This is a genomic window from Aestuariibaculum sediminum, assembly GCF_014596945.1.
In the GTDB taxonomy this organism is placed as follows: Bacteria; Bacteroidota; Bacteroidia; order Flavobacteriales; family Flavobacteriaceae; genus Aestuariibaculum; species Aestuariibaculum sediminum.
In genome coordinates this window covers 485106-504825 of sequence record NZ_JACVXB010000001.1, presented here as the reverse complement: position 1 = coordinate 504825, position 19720 = coordinate 485106, and the positions used below count along the sequence as shown (strand labels likewise).

Below are 19720 nucleotides of genomic sequence, written 5' to 3'. Positions count from 1 at the left end.
GACTTATGCGCATTTAAGGGTTATTTGAAACGTTGTACCTTTGTCTTTTTCTGAATGTAATACCTTTATTTTACCATTGTGAAAGTCTTCAATAATGCGTTTGGTTAAGGATAGTCCTAATCCCCAGCCACGTTTTTTTGTGGTATAACCAGGCTCAAATATTTTATTAAAGTCCTTTCTTGCAATGCCTTTACCGGTATCGCTTATTTTGATTTTAACTGTAGTTTCGATTTGAACAATTTCAATGGTTATTTTTCCTCGACCTTTCATGGCATCAATCGCATTTTTAACCAGATTTTCTATAGTCCAACTATACAGTTGCTTGTTCAAATTTACTAAAATGTTTTCTTTAGGCATAACTATTTCAAAGTCAATGAGATTGGATGCTCTTGCTTTTAAATAATCGTAAGATTCTAGGGTTTCTTTTTTAATATTTGCTAATTCTAAGGCGGGTAAAGAGCCAATTTTGCTAAAGCGTTCGGTTATGGTTTGTAGGCGATCTATATCTTTTTCAATTTCAGAGATATAGGTTGGGTTTACATTTTCAGATTTCAAAATCTCGGTCCAGCCAATTAACGATGAAAGCGGTGTGCCAATTTGATGGGCGGTTTCTTTAGCCATACCAGACCATAATTTATTTTGAGTAGCATTTTTATTGCTTCGGTAGAAAAAGAAAATTACTGCTCCAAATAGAAAGACAATAAGTAATAATGCCAGTGGGTAATATTTTAATTTGTTCAAAAGGGGCGAATTGCCATAATATAAAGTGCTGTACAATTTACCATCAAATTTTATTTCAATAGGGCGGTTTTCCTCAGCAAAGGATTTAATAAGTTTTTGTACGTATAAAGAGTCTTTTATTTTTGATTCATCTAAATTATTAAAACTACTTAAGCTGCCATCTTCATTTATAACCAGCATTGGTGTTGTTTTATTACTGCTTAAAATTTGCAGTGTAAGATCGAGATTGGTTGCGTTTTCTTCCGAGTTTATTAAATCGGTTTGTGCAAAAGACCAATTCTCCATTTTAGAGCGTTCTTCTTCTTTAAAATGCTGAAAAAATTCGTATGTTTTCCATAAAATTAAGGATACGATAATAAAAGAAGCCGCTATAATCACCCATCGTAAGGTGTTACTATGTTTGGTAAAAATCATGCGTTATTAGTTAGTATCTAATATAATGCAAATCTGTTAATATTATTGTTTAACTTGTTAGTAAAATGGTTTTTAGAAACAATTTAGATTAGTTACATTTGTTGAAATTAAAGGTAATGCTGTCAATAGATCCTAAAGAAATAAAAACCAGTTTGTTACATGCCTATTTGTTGAGTGCTGTAGCTCCAAGGCCAATTGCATTTGCAAGTACTGTAGATGCCGAAGGACGCGTAAATTTGTCGCCTTTTAGTTTTTTTAATGTTTTCAGCTCCAATCCTCCAATATTAGTTTTTTCGCCTTCAAGACGTGTAAAAGACAATACAATAAAACACACATTAAAAAATATTGAAGCGACCAAAGAAGTGGTTATTAACAGCGTGAATTTTGATATGGTGCATCAAATGTCTTTATCGAGTTCAAATTTTCCCGAAGGCGTGAACGAATTTGAAAAATCGGGATTAACCATGTTAGAATCGGATATCGTAAAACCGTTTCGTGTTGCCGAATCGCCTGTTCAAATGGAGTGTAAGGTAAATGATATCATTAAACTCGGTACCGAAGGTGGCGCTGGTAATTTAATTATTTGTGAAGTGGTTAAATTTCATATTGATAATAACGTTCTGGACGATAATGGTAACGTTATTCAGGAAAAATTGGATTTGGTAGCTCGTGCCGGTGGAAGTTATTACACGCGGGCGAACAAAGGTTTTTTTGAAATACCGAAACCTATATCGACTGTTGGAATAGGGGTAGATAATTTTCCGGATGAAATAAAAAACAGTATGATCTTAACAGGTAACGATTTAGGTATGTTAGGTAATGTTGAAGCTTTGCCAACAAAAGAAGATGTGTCTGTGTTTGTAGATGAAGTTAGTAAGCGCTATCCAAACATAAAATCGGCTTCACATAGAGAAAAGCACAAATTGGCTCGCAACTATTTAAGTTTTGGTGATGTAGATAGTGCATGGAAAATATTATTGAGTTAAGTAAAATTGTATAAATAAGTATAAATAGAAATAAATGGAAGTTCAAGGAAGAATTAAAATGATTGGTGAAACTCAATCTTTTGGAAGTAACGGATTTAGAAAAAGAGAAATTGTAGTCACTACTGAAGAGCAGTACCCACAACATATTATGGTTGAGTTCGTGCAGGATAAAACCGACTTATTGAATACTTACCAAGTAGGGCAACAAGTTAAAATAAGCATAAATTTAAGAGGAAGAGAATGGGTAAACCCACAAGGAGAAACCAAATACTTTAACTCTATTCAAGGTTGGAGAATTGAAGCTTTACAAGCGGATGCTTCGGGAGGAATGCCTCCAGTACCGCCAGCTGATGCATTTGAACCTGCTGGAAATTTAAACGAAGAAGATCACGACGATTTACCGTTCTAGTAAACATTTAAAATAGAAAAACCTCAATATAACATATGTTGAGGTTTTTTGTTTAAAATAAACGTCATGCATTTATTAACACAAGAGTTATGGTTTCCCGATTATAGCGAAGCCAGCGCCGATGGTTTGCTGGCTATTGGTGGCGATTTAACTGTAGAACGTTTATTATTTGCCTATCAAAATGGAATTTTTCCATGGTATAGCCACGATGAGCCTATATTGTGGTGGTCGCCAGATCCGAGATTTGTGTTGTTTCCAGATAAACTTAAGGTGTCCAAAAGTATGCGACAGGTCTTACGTCGGAATCCGTTTAAAGTCACCATTAATCAAAATTTTAATGAAGTGGTGTGCTCTTGTTCAAAGATAAAACGCATGGGGCAGGAAGATACCTGGATTACCCCTGAAATGATTGAGGCATACACAAAACTTCATATGTTAGGATATGCAAAATCGGTTGAGGTGTGGCAAGAAGGAGCGCTTGTTGGCGGATTGTATGGTGTCGATTTGGGTAATGGTGTGTTTTGTGGCGAAAGTATGTTTTCTAAAGTAAGTAACGCGAGCAAAGTTGGTTTTATAAATCTTATTCAAGAATCCAACTATAAACTTATAGATTGTCAGGTGCATACTAATCATTTGGAGAGTTTGGGAGCAGAAGATATTTCAAGATCTGAGTTCCTTAAGTATTTATAAGGTAAAAGATAGTGTGCTGAGGAAAAACATGTAGTTTTCAGTTTTATTACTGAAGTTTTCCAAACGGTACTCAAAGCCTGTTTTAAACAGCGAATGGTTGCCAATGTGCCAGGCTAACATAGCAGTCGTACGTTGTCCAAATTCTGGTTTGCTTGTATCAGTTAAACTTAATAAGCCTTCTGCAGCAGCAAAAATATATGGCGCTTCGGTATTGCTATCGTTTGAGTTTAATGGAAAGTTTAGTGCAAAACGATATCGTGATCTAAAAATGGTTCTAGTATCAAAAATGCGTTGTTCAAATCGAAAACGGTGCCCTAAACTAATTTGCCTTTTGTGCTTTTTGTAACTGTATTGTTGCATTATGCGAATTTCATCGCTTCCGGTTTCAAAAAGATCACGATTTCTGTAATAAAGGCCTAAGCCAATTCTATTGGACTTTTTTATTTTAAATGTTGAAAAATGAAAAATATCAAACTGCTGCTGCGTATATATTAGTTTTTTGTTTTCAAATAAAAAGTAACGCGAACGAGCTGTAAAATTTATTCGATACGTTTCAGAAACATTATAATTTACATTCACTGAGGTTTCTCCTAATATATTTCCTTCTTCTTGAGCATTTAATTTAAATACTGAGTTTATGATAAAAAAAATAAGGAAAGTGGTTCTGAATTTCATTGCCTTTGGAAACTAATTAAAAGGACGCCGTAGTTAAGTGATTTTTATTTACTGTATTTCTAATAATTCAAATTCTATATAAATTATAGTTGTAAATATACTATACTTAGTTTATGTTTTATGGCATCATACCTCATGATATCTAAAGCAATTAACCTCATGATCATTTACCATTCCAGTAGCCTGCATATGCGCATACATTACTGTAGAGCCCACAAATTTAAATCCTCGCTTTTTTAAATCTTTACTTAATTGGTCGCTTATAGCAGTAGTTGCCGGAGCATTTTTATAATTCTGAATTTTATTTTTTATTGGAGTGCCATCAACAAATTTCCAGATGTATTGACTAAAACTACCAAATTCTTCCTGAATTTTTATAAAGGCTTGAGCATTGGTTACAGTAGCTTTAATCTTTAATTTATTTCTAATAATTCCAGAATCTTCTAATAAGCTATTTATTTTGTCTTCTTTGTAAAGGGCAATGGTTTTATAATTAAAGTTGTCAAAAGCTTTTCTGAAATTCTCACGTTTGCGCAATACGGTAATCCAGCTTAATCCAGCCTGAAAGGTTTCTAAAATTAAAAACTCGAAAAGGGTTGCATCGTCATAAACAGGAACACCCCATTCTTCATCGTGATAGGCTTCATAAAGTGGGTCACCTACACACCAACCACATTTGTGTTTATCGGACATATGAAATTTTGTAAGGAATTAAGTAAAAGTATGACAAATATCATTTTAAAAGAAGAGCTTTGCTTATAAATTTACCCCATTAATGCATAAACCATGAAGTCAGTTATAAAGTCTAGTTTATCTAATGGTATGACCTATGAGGCATACCGAGATTTAATGGCGCGTTTAGTAGAAACACATGCAACTACTGGTTTAGAACAAACCGAGGCCTACAAAAATTTCACCAAACTTAATGATAGGCGTATGAAGCGTTGGGAAAAAACCATTAAAATTTCCGACGGTTTAAAAAAACGAATAAAAGCATTTAATTTAGATATTACCTGGTTGGTTATTTCGGAAAGCTGGTGTGGTGATGCAGCGCATGTTTTGCCTGTACTAAAACATATAGCAAATCTTAACAAACATATTACTTATAAAATTGTACTTCGCGATGAAAACCCCGAATTAATGAATGCGTTTTTAACCCACGGAACACGTTCAATTCCAAAGGTGATTTTTATAGATAATAATACAAATGAAATTCTTGAAACCTATGGGCCTAGGCCTAGTGAAGCTACAACTTATGTGCAACGTTTTAAGGCGAAAAATGGTAAATTAACACCAGAATTTAAAGAAGATTTACAGTATTGGTATAACAATGATAAAGGGCAGAATGTTCTTAATGATGTTACCGAATTACTATGTCAGATTAAATCTAAGGTTTGCCTATAAAATTAAATGTAATGGTGCCAATTTGAGTTGGTTTTGAAGCGTCTTTGCTAAATTTTGCTTCTTTAGCGTATTCCAAGGCGTGGTCTATTAGGCATTTATTACTAGAACTGGAAGACGAATTAATGTCACTTTCTACAACATCGCCGTTCGCGTTTACCGTAATGTTTACAACAATTTTTCCGCCTTCCTCACACAAATATATAGGAGTTGGCATGAAATGATGAGAGCGATCCTTAAGAGAATAACTCATGGTGCTTTTTTTATTGACACCTTCACTTTTTTGTTTTTTTAATAGTTCGCTTACTTTATTAAAAGCAGATATTTCTTCTTCTTTTATAGCCGCGTCTTCAGCAATATTTTCACCAAATGCATTGGTGTTTTCATTGGTGCCGTTATCGGAACTGGTGTTAGTTTTTGGTACATAATCCTCAGGTGGAGCAATGGTTTTAAAGGCTTGGGAAAAATGTTTACTATTATCAGTTTCATTAAAAGCTTGGTTGGTTTCGGCCTTACTGCCTTGTAATTGTTCTAAAGCTTCAAGCATTTTAACTTCTTCCTCCGTGAGGGGTTCCTCTGGTTCCATTTCATAATAACTTTCAGCAATTTGTTCTGTTTGCTGCTTTAAATGTAAGTTGAAGACAAACAAGAGTACTGTTCCCGTTATTAGAAGCGTTATGAGTAGGGCTTTATGTTGATCTGTAAGGCGCAAATCTTGGTTGTTTTTGGGTAATTATTAACGAAATATACGTAAAATTACTCAATTTGGTTGTTTAGCGTGCTAATGAAGTCCTGTATTGTAATACCATTTTTCACGTTAAAATCACCAATTTTTGTGCGTCTTAATGCGGACAGATGTCCGCCACAATTTAGTGCTTTTCCAAAATCATGTGCTAAAGATCGAATGTAAGTACCTTTGCTACAAACGACTCTAAAATCCACTTCCAAGCCTCGAATATTTGTTATTTCGAATTCAGCTATATGTATGTTTCTTGGTTTAATTTCGACAGCCTCCCCAGCTCTGGCAAATTCATACAAACGCTTGCCATCTTTTTTTAACGCCGAAAACACAGGAGGGTATTGCTCGATATCGCCAACAAATTCTTCTGTGGTTTTGTGAATTAAAGCTTCGGTTATGTGGTCGGTTGGAAAAGTTTCGTTTATTTCTGTTTCTAAATCGTAAGAAGGCGTGGTGCTGCCTAAAACAATTGTGCCAGTGTATTCTTTTATTTGCGCTTGAAAAGAATCAATTTGTTTTGTCATTTTACCCGTGCAAATCAACAACAAACCAGTGGCAAGTGGGTCTAAAGTTCCTGCATGGCCAACTTTTATTTTTTTCAATTTAAAAGCCTGTTTTATTTCCCATCGTAACTTGTTAACCACTTGAAATGAGGTCCATTCCAAAGGTTTGTCGATGAGTAAAATTTTACCCGCCAGAAATTCGTCTTTTAAGCTCATGTTAATTGTGTAAAATTGAAAAGAGAATTGCTATAATTCCAACAATTGCGCAATACATAGCGAAGTAAGTGAGTTTACTTTTTTTAACTAAACTTATCATCCAGGTACAAGCAAACAGACCAGCGAAAAACGCCGCAATAAATCCTATGGAAAGCGAGGTAAAATTAGTGCTCTCGTACGTTAAATCGCCGCTCAAAATATCTTTGGCGATTTTGCCAAAAATTAAAGGAACGACCATTAAAAATGAAAAGCGTGCTGCTTTGGTTTTATCATTTCCCAACAATACAGAAGTAGATATGGTAGCACCCGAACGCGAAATTCCAGGAAGCATCGCAATGGCTTGAGAAATTCCAATTACAAATGCATTGGAAAACGATACTTTTTTGTTTGTGTCCTTAGCTTTATCGGCAAAATATAGTAGCATCGCAGTAATAATTAGCATACTGCCAACTAATAAGATATTGCCTCCAAAAAGAGCTTCTAGTTGTTCTTCAAAAAATAACCCTACAATTACCGCAGGAAGCATAGAAACTACAATTTTAGCTATAAATTGTAAATTGTCATTCCATTTAAATTGTAACGCCCCTTTAATTAATTCCAGAATGTCTTTTCTAAAAACAACAATGGTACTTAGTGCTGTTGCGAAATGTAATACAACAGTAAAAAGCAGACTTTCCTCAGGCACAGATTGGTCGCCTAAAATCGCTTTTCCAATTTCTAAATGTCCACTTGACGATACAGGTAAAAATTCGGTAAGCCCCTGAATGATACCAAGAATGATAGCGTTTATAATATCCATGCGGCAAAAATATTAAATTAGGGTTATAAATGGTTGTATTAATTATTAAATTCGGAGATACACGTTGTAATATGTTTTAGATGAAAATAATAATAGCCCCCGATAAGTTTAAAAACTCGCTAACAGGAATGGAATTTTGTAATGCGGTTGAAGCAGGAGTTTTATCTGAAATTCCAGATGCTGAAATTTTAAAATTACCACTTGCCGATGGTGGTGACGGCACTATTGAAATTGTTAATTATTATTTAGAAGGTAAAACAGAAAAACTAACAGTTAATAATCCGTTTTTTGAACCTGTTGAAGCTTCATATTTGTTTTCAGATTCATCTAAAACAGCCTTTATAGAAATGGCTGAAGCTTCGGGATATAAACTTTTAAAGCAAGAAGAACTAGATTGTAAAAACGCAACAACTTTTGGAACCGGAGAACTTATTTTAAATGCAATAAATAACGGCGCAAAAACCATTATTTTGGGTGTTGGAGGCAGTGCGACCAACGATTGCGGCATAGGTATGGCTACTGCTTTAGGGTTTCGGTTTTTAGATGAAAACAAAAAAGAAGTTAAACCTATTGGAGCAAATTTAGAAAAAATAGAAGCTATCGATTGTTCAAACGTTAATCCTAAATTGAAAGAAGTAGATATTAAAGTGGCTGTTGATGTTTCGAATCCTTTGTACGGTGAAAACGGCGCCGCTAAAATTTATGCTAAACAAAAAGGCGCTTCAAATGAAGATATAGATATGCTGGATAAAGGCTTGGAGTCTTTTGCTACTATAATTGAGTCGACGTTTAAAGTTAATCCACAAACGGTAAAAGGCGCTGGAGCAGCGGGCGGTATGGGAATTGCTTCAAAAGTATTTCTAAAAGGGGAATTAAAACCGGGTGTTGAATTAATTAAGGAATTAGCTGGTTTTGAAGAAAAAATTCGTGAAGCCGATTGGATTATAACAGGCGAAGGTTGTATGGATTCTCAAACATTGTCCGGAAAAACGATTCAAGGGGTATTATCTTCCGCGAAAGCGAAACATATAAAAGTAGCAGCGTTTTGTGGGGACATTCAAATGAATGAAAAGGAAATAAAAGGTTTAGGAATAGATTATTCCGATAAGGTGATAAACTATAGTAAAAATAATAAAGATGCCATGTTGCAAGCTAAATACTACGTGAGTGAGATGGCCAAGGCTTTTGCAAAAACGTTTGAGAAATAGTTATTTTTCCGGATTAAGCAAAATGGCATACATTTCAATACCAAAACCTAAAAGAACTAGCATTGGTGCTAATCGAATACGACGGAAACTAAAAATATCTGGATTAAAAACATTAGGGTCATCACTACCACCACCAGACATTAAAATAAAGCCTAAAGCGATACAGGCTAAACCAATAAACATGAATTTATAATTCTTTTTGCCGAAAATAAATTTACTTTTATTAGCCTCTTTTTGTTTTTGATCTCCCATAATGTTTTAAAAAGTGTATCGCAAATTAACGTAATTATTTAAAAAGATTGTGTTAATAGATTTAGAAATTCTAGTAATATAACTCGTCGGTTTTTAAATTTAAAAAGCGTTGTGTTGCAAAATGTGTACTTATCCATGTTATTATAATGCCTAAACCAAAAACAAAGGCAAATAACAAAACAATTAAAGCAGGAGCGTTTAGCAATTCTAATTCTGGGAACGTTTTATTTACATAATATAATACGATTCCCATACCTATTAAGGCTAAAATAGCACCTATGACACCTAGTCGCACACTTTTCCAAACAAATGGGCGACGAATAAATTGTTTCGTGGCACCCACCATTTGCATGGTTTTTATTGTAAATCGTTTTGAATAAACCGAGAGCCTGATAGAACTGTTAATTAAAAGAACTGCTATTAAAGTAAATATACTGCTCAGAACTAGTACCCAGAAACTTATTTTTTTAACGTTGTCGTTCATTAAGTTTACCAGGTCGTTATCGTAAGAGACTTCGTCAACAAAGTTTTTTGATGAGGCTTCAGCTGAAATTTTTTCTAAATGTTCTGAAGTTACATAGTCGGCTTTTAGGTGCACATCAATAGAGTTTTGTAACGGATTGTAACCCACAAAATCCATAAAGTCCTCTCCGTTTTCGGCTTTCATGAATTCGGCAGCCTGTTCTTTTGAAACGTATTCGGTAGATTTAACATAATCGGCCATGGCCAGACTTTTCTCAAGCTGTTTCGTTTCAACCTCTTTCGCCGAATCTTTCAGATAAATGGTAACAACCACCTGTTCTTTAAAATGATCGGAAACTTTCTTGGCATTAAGCACTAGTAAACCTAATAAGCCTAATAAAAATAACACCAAAGCAATGCTTAAAACAACTGAAAAGTATGAGGATATAAGTCGGCGTTTTTGGTGTTTCTCGAAAGATGAACTCATAAAATGTGGGATTAACGAGGTAAAAATACTAAAAGAAAAAGGAAAACTATAATAAATTATTAGTGATACAAATTCTTGGTATAGGTATAACTTTTAATTAAAAAAAATGTTGTTCTAAATAACTAATCTTTACCATTTATTCTGAGTTAGTTATGATGTATCTCTATACACTTAAAAGTGAATACTAACTTGTAATGGCATGGTTGTTGGATTCTGATGATAAAATTGAAAAAACACACTATGAAAAACAACATTTTAATTTTAGCCTTTGTTGCAATAACCGGATTTTTTAGTAAAACTGAAGCGCAAAATTACAGATTTAATAACCCCTATAATTTTGGAATTAAGGCAGGTCTAAATGTGTCGTCGTTTCAAGGTCGGCAGGACGGAATTAGTAGAAATAGTCTGTTGGGGTATCATGTTGGATTAGTTGCCGAAAATAGAATTAATCGGGGCTTTGCCATTCAACCTGAATTTTTATACTCTCGTGTTGGTGCTGAAGAGAGTTATTCCGATGGTGTTCAGGGGCGTTATTTTCTCGATTATATCTCCGTTCCTGTGATGGCTAAATTATATCTTGGCGACCAGTTTAGTCTGGATTTCGGTCCTCAATTAGGGTTTTTGGTGAGAGATATTGCGCGTTACAGTGATGATTATTACGATTATGATGCCGGCGCAAATACGTTCGATTTTGCATTTAATTTTGGTTTAAGCATGCAACTTGATCGTTATTGGTTTGCACAGGTGCGCTATAGCGTAGGTGTAACCACTGTGCTGGAAAATCCAGATGTTCAAAACGGGGTGTTTCAGTTGTCTGTAGGGCACCGTTTCTAGATATAAAAATTAATAAAATAAGATCTTTTTTTAGATCTTATTTTTTTTCGGTCTGCTAACCAGGTAAACACCAACGGCAACAACCACACAGCTTAATATTTTTACCAGACTTATGTCTTTCTCATAAGGGCTATTTACCAGAAAATAGGCCATGATACTAACCAGAACAAAATTAATAGCTGGTTGCAAGTAAATATAGCTACTTGTTACCGATGGCGCTAAATGGTTAAGGGCATAAATATTAAATAGATAAGCAAAAAATGTAGTAAAAACAATAACGTAGCCGATGGTTAAGTAAGTGCTTGTGGTAAAGGCAGCAAAGTCAGTGTTTAAAACTGGGTTTATACCAAAAGGGAATACATAAATGAATCCAAATAAAAAGATCCAACTAATAACTGTTATTGCATGATATTTATGCATAAGTGTTTTAGCTAGAACTAGGTAAAAACCATAGCTAAGCGCATTTATTAAAACAAATAAATTTCCTAGAACCGAGCTTGTTCCTAAAGCTTTATTACCGTATAAAATTAAAAATACAGCGCCCGAACCACCTAAAATAATACCCAATATCTTGTTTTTTGTAATGCGTTCTTTTAATATGAAGTAGCTAAACATTAAAACAATTACAGGGGTGATGGTCATAATAATGGAGGCATCAATAGGGGAGGTTAAATTAATACCATGGAAAAAGAACAACTGGTTGGCTGCACCACCGAAAAGACCACAAACGGCTAGTCTTAAAATGTCTTTAGGTGCTACTTTTTCCTTTATAAATAAAAACTTAATGCCCCAAAACAAAAGAACACAAAAGGCTAAGCGTAAAAATACAAAGGCAGTTGGACCAATTTTATTAGGCATCACACCTTTGGCAATAATGTAATTCGCTCCGTAAATAAGGTTTGCACCCAATAATGCTAAATGGGCTTTGGTGGTATCTTTAATCAAGGCTTAAAAAATTTAAGCTGCAAAATTAATCATTGTTATGAAAACTACTGTTCCTTAATCCCATTATAATTTAAACGCTGTATTCAATTTTATTAATTGTCTGTAAAGGCTTTTTGTTTTATGAATAAACCGTAAATTTGCGCTTTTAAAAAGCAGAATTACAATAGGATGAAGTACGATTTCAATCAAATCGAGAAGAAATGGCAAGAGTATTGGGCCAAAAATGAAACGTTTAAGGCTGAAAATCATTCAGATAAACCTAAATATTATGTGTTAGACATGTTTCCTTACCCTAGTGGAGCTGGGTTACATGTTGGGCATCCGCTGGGCTATATCGCCTCCGATATTTATGCGCGTTACAAGCGCCATCAAGGGTTTAATGTATTGCATCCTCAAGGGTATGATAGTTTTGGTTTACCTGCAGAACAGTATGCTATTCAAACCGGGCAGCACCCGGCGATTACTACCGAAACAAATATTGCAACCTATCGTCGTCAGTTAGATCAAATAGGATTTTCATTCGATTGGTCTCGCGAAGTTAGAACTTCCGATCCTAATTATTATAAATGGACGCAATGGATTTTTATTCAGTTATTCAATTCGTGGTATAATGTTGATGCCGATAAAGCTCAGGATATTTCAGAATTAATCAAAATTTTTGAAACTGAAGGAAATGCAAAGGTTAATGCTGTTTGTGATGATGGCGTTGAAACCTTTACCGCTGAAGATTGGAAAGCATTTTCATCAAAAGAACAACAGGAAATTTTATTACAATATAGATTAACCTATTTAGCAGAAACCGAAGTAAATTGGTGTCCTGCTTTAGGAACTGTTCTTGCCAACGACGAGATTGTTAATGGCGTATCCGAACGTGGGGGACATCCGGTGGTTAGAAAAAAGATGACGCAATGGAGCATGCGAATTTCTGCGTATGCCGAGCGTTTACTTCAAGGACTTAATACGATAGATTGGACTGATTCTTTAAAGGAAAGTCAGCGTAACTGGATTGGGAAATCGGTTGGGGCCGAAGTGCAATTCAGAATTCAGAATTCAGAATTCAGAATTTCTGTGTTCACAACCCGCCCTGATACCATTTTCGGAGTGAGTTTCATGACCTTAGCACCAGAACACGAATTAGTATCTCAAATTACAACTGCCGAACAAAAAGCCGAAGTTGAAGCTTATATCGAGGCAACTGCAAAAAGAAGTGAACGCGAACGTATGGCCGATGTGAAAACGATTACAGGAGCTTTTACCGGAGCGTATGCCGAGCATCCATTTACTAAAGAACCTATCCCAATTTGGATTGGTGATTACGTGTTAGCCGGCTACGGAACAGGAGCGGTGATGTCGGTGCCTTGTGGGGATCAACGTGATTACGATTTTGCCAAGCATTTTAATATTGAGATTCCTAATATTTTTGAAGGTGTCGATATTTCCAAAGAAGCTTTTGCTGATAAAGATAAGACCGTTATTGCCAACAGCGATTTCTTAAATGGTCTAAATTATAAAGAAGCGACTAAAAAAGTCATTTCAGAATTAGAAAACCTTGGTTGTGGCGAAGGAAAAACAAATTACCGATTACGCGATGCGGTCTTTAGTCGCCAGCGTTATTGGGGAGAACCATTTCCAGTGTATTATGTAGATGGTATGCCACAAATGATTGATGCGGCACATTTACCAATTCAATTACCCGAAGTAGAAAAATATTTACCAACCGAAACTGGTGAGCCACCATTAGGCAATGCTAGTGTGTGGGCCTGGAATACCGAAACGAACAAGGTCGTTTCAAATGATTTAATAGATCATAAAACTGTTTTTCCATTAGAATTAAATACTATGCCAGGCTGGGCCGGAAGTTCGTGGTATTTTAACCGTTATATGGATGCCAACAACAATGAAGCTTTTGCTAGTCAGGAGGCATTAAATTACTGGAAAGACGTCGATTTATACATCGGCGGAAGCGAGCATGCCACAGGGCACTTGTTATACGCTCGTTTCTGGCAAAAATTCTTATTCGATAAAGGGGTTGTGCCTGTTGATGAGTTTGCTAAAAAACTGATTAATCAAGGGATGATTCTAGGGACAAGTGCTTTTGTTTATCGTGTTGAAGGAGAAAATAAATTCTTATCGAAGGGACTTATCGAAGGTAAAAATGTTCAGCCAATTCACGCTGATGTGTCTTTTGTAAATGCGTCGGATGAATTAGATATCGAAGCATTTAAAAACTGGAGAGAAGAATTTAAAGATGCTGAATTTGTTTTAGAAGATGGTATTTATAAAGTAGGTCGGGAAGTTGAAAAAATGTCGAAATCGAAATACAATGTGGTAAACCCAGATAGTATTTGTGAGGATTACGGCGCCGATTCATTACGTCTTTACGAAATGTTCTTAGGGCCATTAGAACAATACAAACCTTGGAATACTGCCGGTATTACTGGTGTTCACGGTTTCCTTAAAAAACTTTGGAAACTTTATAACGACGACAACGGATTTAAAGTTACAGATAGCGAGCCAAGTGCAGACAGTTTAAAAACGCTTCATAAAACCATTAAGAAAGTACAGGAAGATATCGAGAATTTCTCATTTAACACTTCGGTATCTACGTTCATGATTGCCGTTAACGAATTAACGGCTCAAAAATGTACGTCTAAAACAATTTTGGAGCCGTTATTGGTGTTAATATCTCCCTATGCACCGCATATAGCTGAAGAATTATGGAGTCAGTTAGGTCATAATGCATCGATTTCAAGAGCTGCTTTTCCTAAATTCGACGAAAGGCATTTGGTAGAGAGTAGCAAAAATTATCCGATTTCGTTTAACGGTAAAATGCGTTTTACGTTAGAGTTACCTTTAGATATGAGTAAGGAAGATATCGAGAAAACGGTTTTAGCAAACGAAAAAACACAAGAACAATTACAAGGCAGAACACCTAAAAAAGTGATTGTTGTGCCAGGTAAAATAGTAAATATTGTAGGCTAAATCTTCAGCAGAATTTTTAGTGTAGAAAGTAAAGCATTACCCCGTTTTATATTGGGTAATGCTTTTTTTGTATGTGTCTTTATATGAAATACTTAGGTCTTGTGGCTGTTTTTAAATCCTAATGTGAAATTTTCAATTTAAGTCTACTAAATCGATAGTATTTATTTAATTCATAATTTATTGTTAAAACGGTTAGTAAAAATGTATTTAAAACAGACATTTGCTGAATATTACCAAAAAGCGTTATTTGGTGTAAATATTTTATAACTAACTTTTTAAATAGATTCAAAATGAAAATTGGTGTTCCTATAGAAATTAAAAACAATGAGAACCGAGTAGGGATGACACCTTCAGGTGTGTTCGAATTAACCAAAAGAAACCACGAAGTATTTGTTCAAAAAAATGCAGGTTTTGGTAGTGGTTTTTTTGATAAAGATTATATCGAAGCAGGTGCTACTATTCTTGATACCATTGAGGAGGTTTATGCCGTAGCAGAAATGATTGTTAAGGTTAAAGAACCTATTGAACAGGAATATAGCTTAATTAGAGAAGATCAGGTTGTATTTACATATTTTCATTTTGCATCGAGTGAAGCACTTACAAGAGCTATGATTGATAGCAAATCAGTATGTATTGCTTACGAAACTGTAGAAGATGCCGATGGTTCTTTACCATTATTAATACCAATGTCTGAAGTTGCTGGTAGAATGTCTATCCAACAAGGAGCTAAATACTTAGAAAAGCCAATTAGAGGTCGAGGTGTTTTACTAGGTGGCGTACCAGGAGTGCCTCCAGGAAAAGTATTAGTATTAGGAGCTGGTGTTGTAGGTGTTCAAGCCGCAAAAATGGCAGCTGGTTTAGGTGCTAATGTAACTATTTTGGATATCAACATGAAACAATTACGTCATGTATGTGATATCATGCCTAAAAATGTTGTAACCGAATTCTCTAGTGAATATAACATTAGAAAACATATAAAAGATGCCGATTTAATTATTGGTGGCGTATTAATTAAAGGTGCTAAAGCTCCAAAATTAATCACCAGAGATATGCTTAAAGATATGCGTCCTGGAACAGTAATAGTTGATGTTGCTGTAGATCAAGGCGGATGTTTTGAAACTACAAAAGCAACAACGCATCAAGATCCGACTTACATTATTGATGATGTAGTGCATTACTGTGTGGCTAACATGCCAGGAGCTGTACCTTACACATCTACTGTAGCATTAACAAACGTAACTTTACCTTACGTAATTAAATTAGCTAATGAAGGTTGGGAAGATGCTTGTGCTAATAATGCGTCTTTAGCAAAAGGATTAAATGTTGTTAAAGGAGATGTCGTTTATAAAGAAATAGCTGAGGCTTTCGATTTAGAGTATACAGCATCATAAATATTATTTTTTAATAAAGCATAAAGCGGGGTATCTAAAACTAGATACCCCGCTTTTTTTTAACATTATTTTACCAGCTGACAGAATATCATATCATTAAAATTGGCTCTATTTTTGTTATATTTAAGATGAAAATTTAAAAAGAAAACAATGTTAGGATATTATATATTAATAGGTGCTATCGCTCTAGTAAGCTGGCTGGTAAGTAATACTTTAAAGCGAAAATTTGAACAATACTCTAAAGTGCATTTGGGCAATGGTATGACTGGAGCGCAAATTGCAGAGAAAATGCTGGCCGACCATGGTATTAGAGATGTTCAGGTTATTTCAACACCAGGTCGTTTAACCGATCATTATAATCCCAAAAACAAAACAGTTAATTTAAGTGAAGCCGTATATCACGAGCGTAATGCAGCTGCAGCAGCTGTGGCAGCTCACGAATGTGGTCATGCGGTACAACATGCTCAGGCTTATGAGTGGTTAAAAATGCGTTCGGCTTTAGTGCCCGTGGTTAGTGTAACTTCAGGAATGTCGCAATGGCTGGTTATTGGTGGTTTAATTTTAGGGGCAGCAGAAAGTGCTGGTATGGGGTTCTATATTGCTGTACTTGGTTTGGTGTTTATGGCAGCAGCAACTTTATTTAGTTTTATAACGTTGCCTGTAGAATATGATGCCAGTAACAGAGCGTTAGCTTGGCTTAAGAATAAAAATATGGTCTCACAAGAAGAGTATAAAGGTTCGGAAGATGCATTGAAATGGGCGGCTAGAACCTATCTTGTCGCTGCTATTGGAGCCTTAGCTAACTTATTGTATTGGGGATTACGAGTTTTAGGCGGCTCAAGAGATTAATGATTAATTCACAATCTACAAGACATCGAATTTTTACTTTATCGTAAGAATTCGATTTCTTTTTTTATTACATTTATTCTCTAACAAATATTAAACATATTCTATGGAAGACATGGTTCAAAACAAAGTTATGGTAGCCGATTTAACCGAAGCAGACAAAGTTGCTTTTTATAAGAAAACCTATTCGCATGTTGCTGGTGGTGTTTTGGTATTCGTATTATTTGAGTATTTATTACTTCAAAGTGATGCAATAGTTGAGTTTATGCTCTCTATGGCACAAGGATGGCGATGGTTATTAATGTTGGGTGGTTTTATGGTGGTTACCAATTACGCCGAGAGTATGGCTCTTAAAACAGCAGATAAGAACACACAGTATTTAGCTTATGGTGTCTATATTTTGGCTCAGGCACTCCTTTTTGTTCCTTTAATTTACATTGCAGCTTTTTATATGGATTCTGGTACAGAAATTTTAAATCAAGCGGCGATCGTTACCTTGTGTTTATTTACCGGTTTATCAGCAATAGTTTTTGTAACCAAAAGAGATTTTTCATTTTTAAAAGCGGGTTTAACCGTTGGTTTTTTTATCGCTATTGGTTTAATTATCGCTGGGACTTTATTCGGATTTAATTTAGGACTATGGTTTTCAGTAGGTATGTGTCTATTGGCAGCAGGGTCTATTTTGTATCAAACATCAAATTTGGTAAACAACTATTCTAACGACCAGTACATCCCTGCAGCTTTGGGCTTATTTGCATCGCTTATGTTACTGTTTTGGTACGTTCTTCGAATATTTATGTCGAGAGATTAAATACTCTGCAAACAATATATTAAACAAGGCTCTGAAGAAATTCAGAGCTTTTTTGTTTCTTTACGCAAGAATCTTTTTAGTCGTTGAGGTTCTTTTTTTTATTTAAAGAAAATTGAAATGAAATCTCCTATCACATACTATAAAAAACACGCAGATTTATATGCAGCGAAGGCTCAAAAACATTACCGACAAATGACGGGTTTGAGCACCTTACGGTTACTGGTTTTTATTTTGTCGGCAATGCTTATTTATTTTACGTTTTCGATGTGGCAGCTTGCAGTTATGATAGGGATTTTAGGAATAGCCGTGTTTTTATATTTGTTAACCCGATATAATACTGTAAAACAAAAGCGTCAATTTAATCTTGCCCTGACCGAAATAAACAATGAAGAAATTAAGATTTTGTCAGGAGATTTTTATGATAGAGACCAGGGTTTGCAATTTCAGGAGGCTAAACATGCCTATAGTTTAGATATCGATTTATTTGGTCGAGGCTCTTTTTTTCAATTTATCAACCGAACAACAAACCAAGAAGGAACAACAACTCTGGCAAACTTGTTAAAGGCTAATAGTGTCGATGACATTATGAAACGTCAAGAGGCGATACAAGAGTTAAGTGATAAACCTGAATGGCGACAGTTTTATTCAGCCACATCGCGTTTAGTGTTTATTGAAACTCCCGCAACACAAATTATTTCATGGTTAAATCAATACCAAACCTTTTTACCAAAATTTATTAAATGGTTGCCTGTAGGGTTTTCAGTGGTAACCATAGGTTTAGTAATAGCTTCATTTTTCAATTTTGAATTAACCGCCTATTTAGGATACTGGTTATTAATTGGGTTAGCTATTAGTGGAAAGTATTTAAAAAAAATAAATAGTCTTGCTGTAAATACGGATAAAGTAAAGGATACTTTTAGACAATATGCGTTACTTTTAAAGTATATTGAAAATGAAACATTTACTTCAGAATTATTAAAAGAAAAGCAGCAAAAAATTCAATTAGCAGAAGAGAAAGCTTCTACTATTTTTAAGACTTTTTCTCGTTCTCTGGATGCTCTCGATAATCGCAATAATTTAATAGGAGCTATTTTTGGTAATGGCTACTTTTTAACCGATTTAAAAAATAGTTATCGCATAGAAAAATGGATCGAAACCTATGGGCATAAAGTGGCCGATTGGTTTGAGGTAGTTACTTTTTTTGATGCCTATAATACATTAGGTAACTTTACTTATAATCATCCAGATTTTGTTTTTCCTGATATTGTAAAACATGGTCCAACAATTAAAGCAAAAAAATTAGGTCATCCATTACTACATAAAGATAAACGCGTTACCAGTGATTTAACTATTGATAATGAACAGTTTTTTATTGTTACAGGAGCTAATATGGCAGGAAAAAGCACCTTTTTACGAACCGTATCCTTGCATATTGTAATGGCTAATGTGGGCCTGCCAGTTTGCGCCTCGTCAAGTGAATATGCGCCAATAAAATTAATTACCAGTATGCGTACCAGCGATTCTTTAACCGACGATAGTTCGTATTTCTTTTCAGAATTAACCCGATTAAAATTTATTGTCGATACCATTAAAACAGAACCGTATTTTATTGTTTTAGATGAAATTTTAAAAGGTACTAATAGCACAGATAAAGCCATTGGTTCGAAAAAATTTGTCGAGAAACTAGTGGCTTCAAAAGCCACCGGAATTATAGCAACTCACGATTTAAGTTTATGTGAAATCGAAAAAGAACTCCCGGCGGTAAAAAACTATTATTTTGACGCCGAAATAATTAATGACGAGCTGTATTTCGATTATAAATTAAAAGAAGGTGTTTGTCAGAACATGAACGCTTCTTTTTTACTGAAAAAAATGAATATCGTTTAAATAAAAATTATAAACTTTAAAGTGGTGCTAAGTATTAATAAG

The 19720-nt window shown here is 34.8% G+C and carries 20 protein-coding genes; 11 read left to right on the top strand and 9 right to left on the bottom strand.

Translation table 11 applies throughout. From position 1 onward, the window contains the following. Positions 1 to 3: 3 nt before the first annotated feature. Positions 4 to 1155, bottom strand: coding sequence for a sensor histidine kinase (locus tag ICJ83_RS02385; RefSeq protein ID WP_188228751.1), 1152 nt, complete (start codon positions 1153 to 1155; stop codon positions 4 to 6). 116 nt (positions 1156 to 1271) lie between these two features. Here ICJ83_RS02385 and ICJ83_RS02380 point away from each other — a divergent pair, with 116 nt between their 5' ends. The 3 genes from ICJ83_RS02380 to aat all read left to right on the top strand — a co-directional run bounded on the left by ICJ83_RS02380 (position 1272) and on the right by aat (position 3240). Continuing rightward, positions 1272 to 2141 carry a flavin reductase family protein gene (locus tag ICJ83_RS02380; RefSeq protein WP_188228750.1) on the top strand — a complete coding sequence of 290 codons (870 nt, stop codon included), beginning with the start codon at positions 1272 to 1274 and terminating at the stop codon, positions 2139 to 2141. 34 nt (positions 2142 to 2175) lie between these two features. After that, positions 2176 to 2550 carry a DUF3127 domain-containing protein gene (locus ICJ83_RS02375; protein ID WP_188228749.1) on the top strand — a complete coding sequence of 125 codons (375 nt, stop codon included), beginning with the start codon at positions 2176 to 2178 and terminating at the stop codon, positions 2548 to 2550. Positions 2551 to 2616: 66 nt separating this feature from the next. Then, positions 2617 to 3240, top strand: coding sequence for a leucyl/phenylalanyl-tRNA--protein transferase (gene aat / locus ICJ83_RS02370; protein WP_188228748.1), 624 nt, complete (start codon positions 2617 to 2619; stop codon positions 3238 to 3240). On the opposite strand, the gene ICJ83_RS02365 is transcribed toward aat, so the two are convergent. Beyond that, a complete protein-coding gene (locus ICJ83_RS02365; protein WP_188228747.1) occupies positions 3235 to 3915 on the bottom strand; it encodes a DUF2490 domain-containing protein in 681 nt (226 codons plus the stop codon). The two genes, aat and ICJ83_RS02365, sit on opposite strands and share 6 nt — an antisense overlap. 126 nt (positions 3916 to 4041) lie before the next feature. Then, entirely contained in the window at positions 4042 to 4608 is a 567-nt protein-coding gene (locus ICJ83_RS02360) for a DNA-3-methyladenine glycosylase I (RefSeq protein WP_188228746.1), read from the bottom strand. A gap of 93 nt (positions 4609 to 4701) precedes the next feature. On the opposite strand from ICJ83_RS02360, the gene ICJ83_RS02355 reads away from it, so the two are divergent. After that, entirely contained in the window at positions 4702 to 5319 is a 618-nt protein-coding gene (locus ICJ83_RS02355; protein ID WP_188228745.1) for a thioredoxin family protein, read from the top strand. Here the strand turns inward: ICJ83_RS02355 and ICJ83_RS02350 are convergent. Genes ICJ83_RS02350 through ICJ83_RS02340 form a run of 3 tightly spaced genes read right to left on the bottom strand, consistent with a single transcriptional unit; the run spans position 5303 to position 7573 of the window. After that, positions 5303 to 6028, bottom strand: coding sequence for a hypothetical protein (locus ICJ83_RS02350; protein ID WP_223154569.1), 726 nt, complete (start codon positions 6026 to 6028; stop codon positions 5303 to 5305). The genes ICJ83_RS02355 and ICJ83_RS02350 overlap by 17 nt on opposite strands. A 44-nt stretch (positions 6029 to 6072) precedes the next feature. Beyond that, positions 6073 to 6774, bottom strand: a complete 702-nt coding sequence (gene truB, locus ICJ83_RS02345) for a tRNA pseudouridine(55) synthase TruB (RefSeq protein ID WP_188228744.1) — start codon at positions 6772 to 6774, stop codon at positions 6073 to 6075. Between the two features lies 1 nt (position 6775). Then, complete coding sequence (locus ICJ83_RS02340) at positions 6776 to 7573, bottom strand: undecaprenyl-diphosphate phosphatase (protein WP_188228743.1); 798 nt, start codon at positions 7571 to 7573, stop codon at positions 6776 to 6778. Positions 7574 to 7653: 80 nt separating this feature from the next. On the opposite strand from ICJ83_RS02340, the gene ICJ83_RS02335 reads away from it, so the two are divergent. Then, positions 7654 to 8781 carry a glycerate kinase gene (locus tag ICJ83_RS02335; RefSeq protein WP_188228742.1) on the top strand — a complete coding sequence of 376 codons (1128 nt, stop codon included), beginning with the start codon at positions 7654 to 7656 and terminating at the stop codon, positions 8779 to 8781. Here the strand turns inward: ICJ83_RS02335 and ICJ83_RS02330 are convergent, their stop codons facing one another. Beyond that, complete coding sequence (locus ICJ83_RS02330; protein ID WP_188228741.1) at positions 8782 to 9033, bottom strand: DUF3098 domain-containing protein; 252 nt, start codon at positions 9031 to 9033, stop codon at positions 8782 to 8784. A 70-nt stretch (positions 9034 to 9103) separates the two neighbouring features. Further along, positions 9104 to 9982, bottom strand: coding sequence for a cell division protein FtsX (locus tag ICJ83_RS02325; protein WP_188228740.1), 879 nt, complete (start codon positions 9980 to 9982; stop codon positions 9104 to 9106). Between the two features lie 240 nt (positions 9983 to 10222). On the opposite strand from ICJ83_RS02325, the gene ICJ83_RS02320 reads away from it, so the two are divergent. Beyond that, positions 10223 to 10816, top strand: coding sequence for a porin family protein (locus ICJ83_RS02320; protein WP_188228739.1), 594 nt, complete (start codon positions 10223 to 10225; stop codon positions 10814 to 10816). 30 nt (positions 10817 to 10846) lie between these two features. Here ICJ83_RS02320 and ICJ83_RS02315 read toward each other — a convergent pair whose 3' ends face one another. Continuing rightward, positions 10847 to 11761: a DMT family transporter gene (locus ICJ83_RS02315; RefSeq protein WP_188228738.1), complete on the bottom strand. Its 915-nt coding sequence runs from the start codon at positions 11759 to 11761 to the stop codon at positions 10847 to 10849. A gap of 168 nt (positions 11762 to 11929) precedes the next feature. Between ICJ83_RS02315 and leuS the strand changes: the two genes are divergently transcribed. The 5 genes from leuS to ICJ83_RS02290 all read left to right on the top strand — a co-directional run bounded on the left by leuS (position 11930) and on the right by ICJ83_RS02290 (position 19678). Next, a complete protein-coding gene (gene leuS / locus ICJ83_RS02310; RefSeq protein WP_188228737.1) occupies positions 11930 to 14743 on the top strand; it encodes a leucine--tRNA ligase in 2814 nt (937 codons plus the stop codon). A 290-nt stretch (positions 14744 to 15033) separates the two neighbouring features. Further along, the gene (gene ald / locus ICJ83_RS02305) at positions 15034 to 16134 is read left to right on the top strand and encodes an alanine dehydrogenase (RefSeq protein ID WP_188228736.1); all 1101 of its coding nucleotides are present in this window, start codon (positions 15034 to 15036) and stop codon (positions 16132 to 16134) included. 150 nt (positions 16135 to 16284) lie between these two features. Beyond that, positions 16285 to 16983, top strand: a complete 699-nt coding sequence (locus ICJ83_RS02300) for a zinc metallopeptidase (RefSeq protein WP_188228735.1) — start codon at positions 16285 to 16287, stop codon at positions 16981 to 16983. Between the two features lie 103 nt (positions 16984 to 17086). After that, complete coding sequence (locus tag ICJ83_RS02295) at positions 17087 to 17791, top strand: Bax inhibitor-1/YccA family protein (RefSeq protein WP_188228734.1); 705 nt, start codon at positions 17087 to 17089, stop codon at positions 17789 to 17791. Between the two features lie 117 nt (positions 17792 to 17908). Next, a complete protein-coding gene (locus tag ICJ83_RS02290; RefSeq protein ID WP_188228733.1) occupies positions 17909 to 19678 on the top strand; it encodes a MutS-related protein in 1770 nt (589 codons plus the stop codon). Positions 19679 to 19720: the final 42 nt, after the last annotated feature.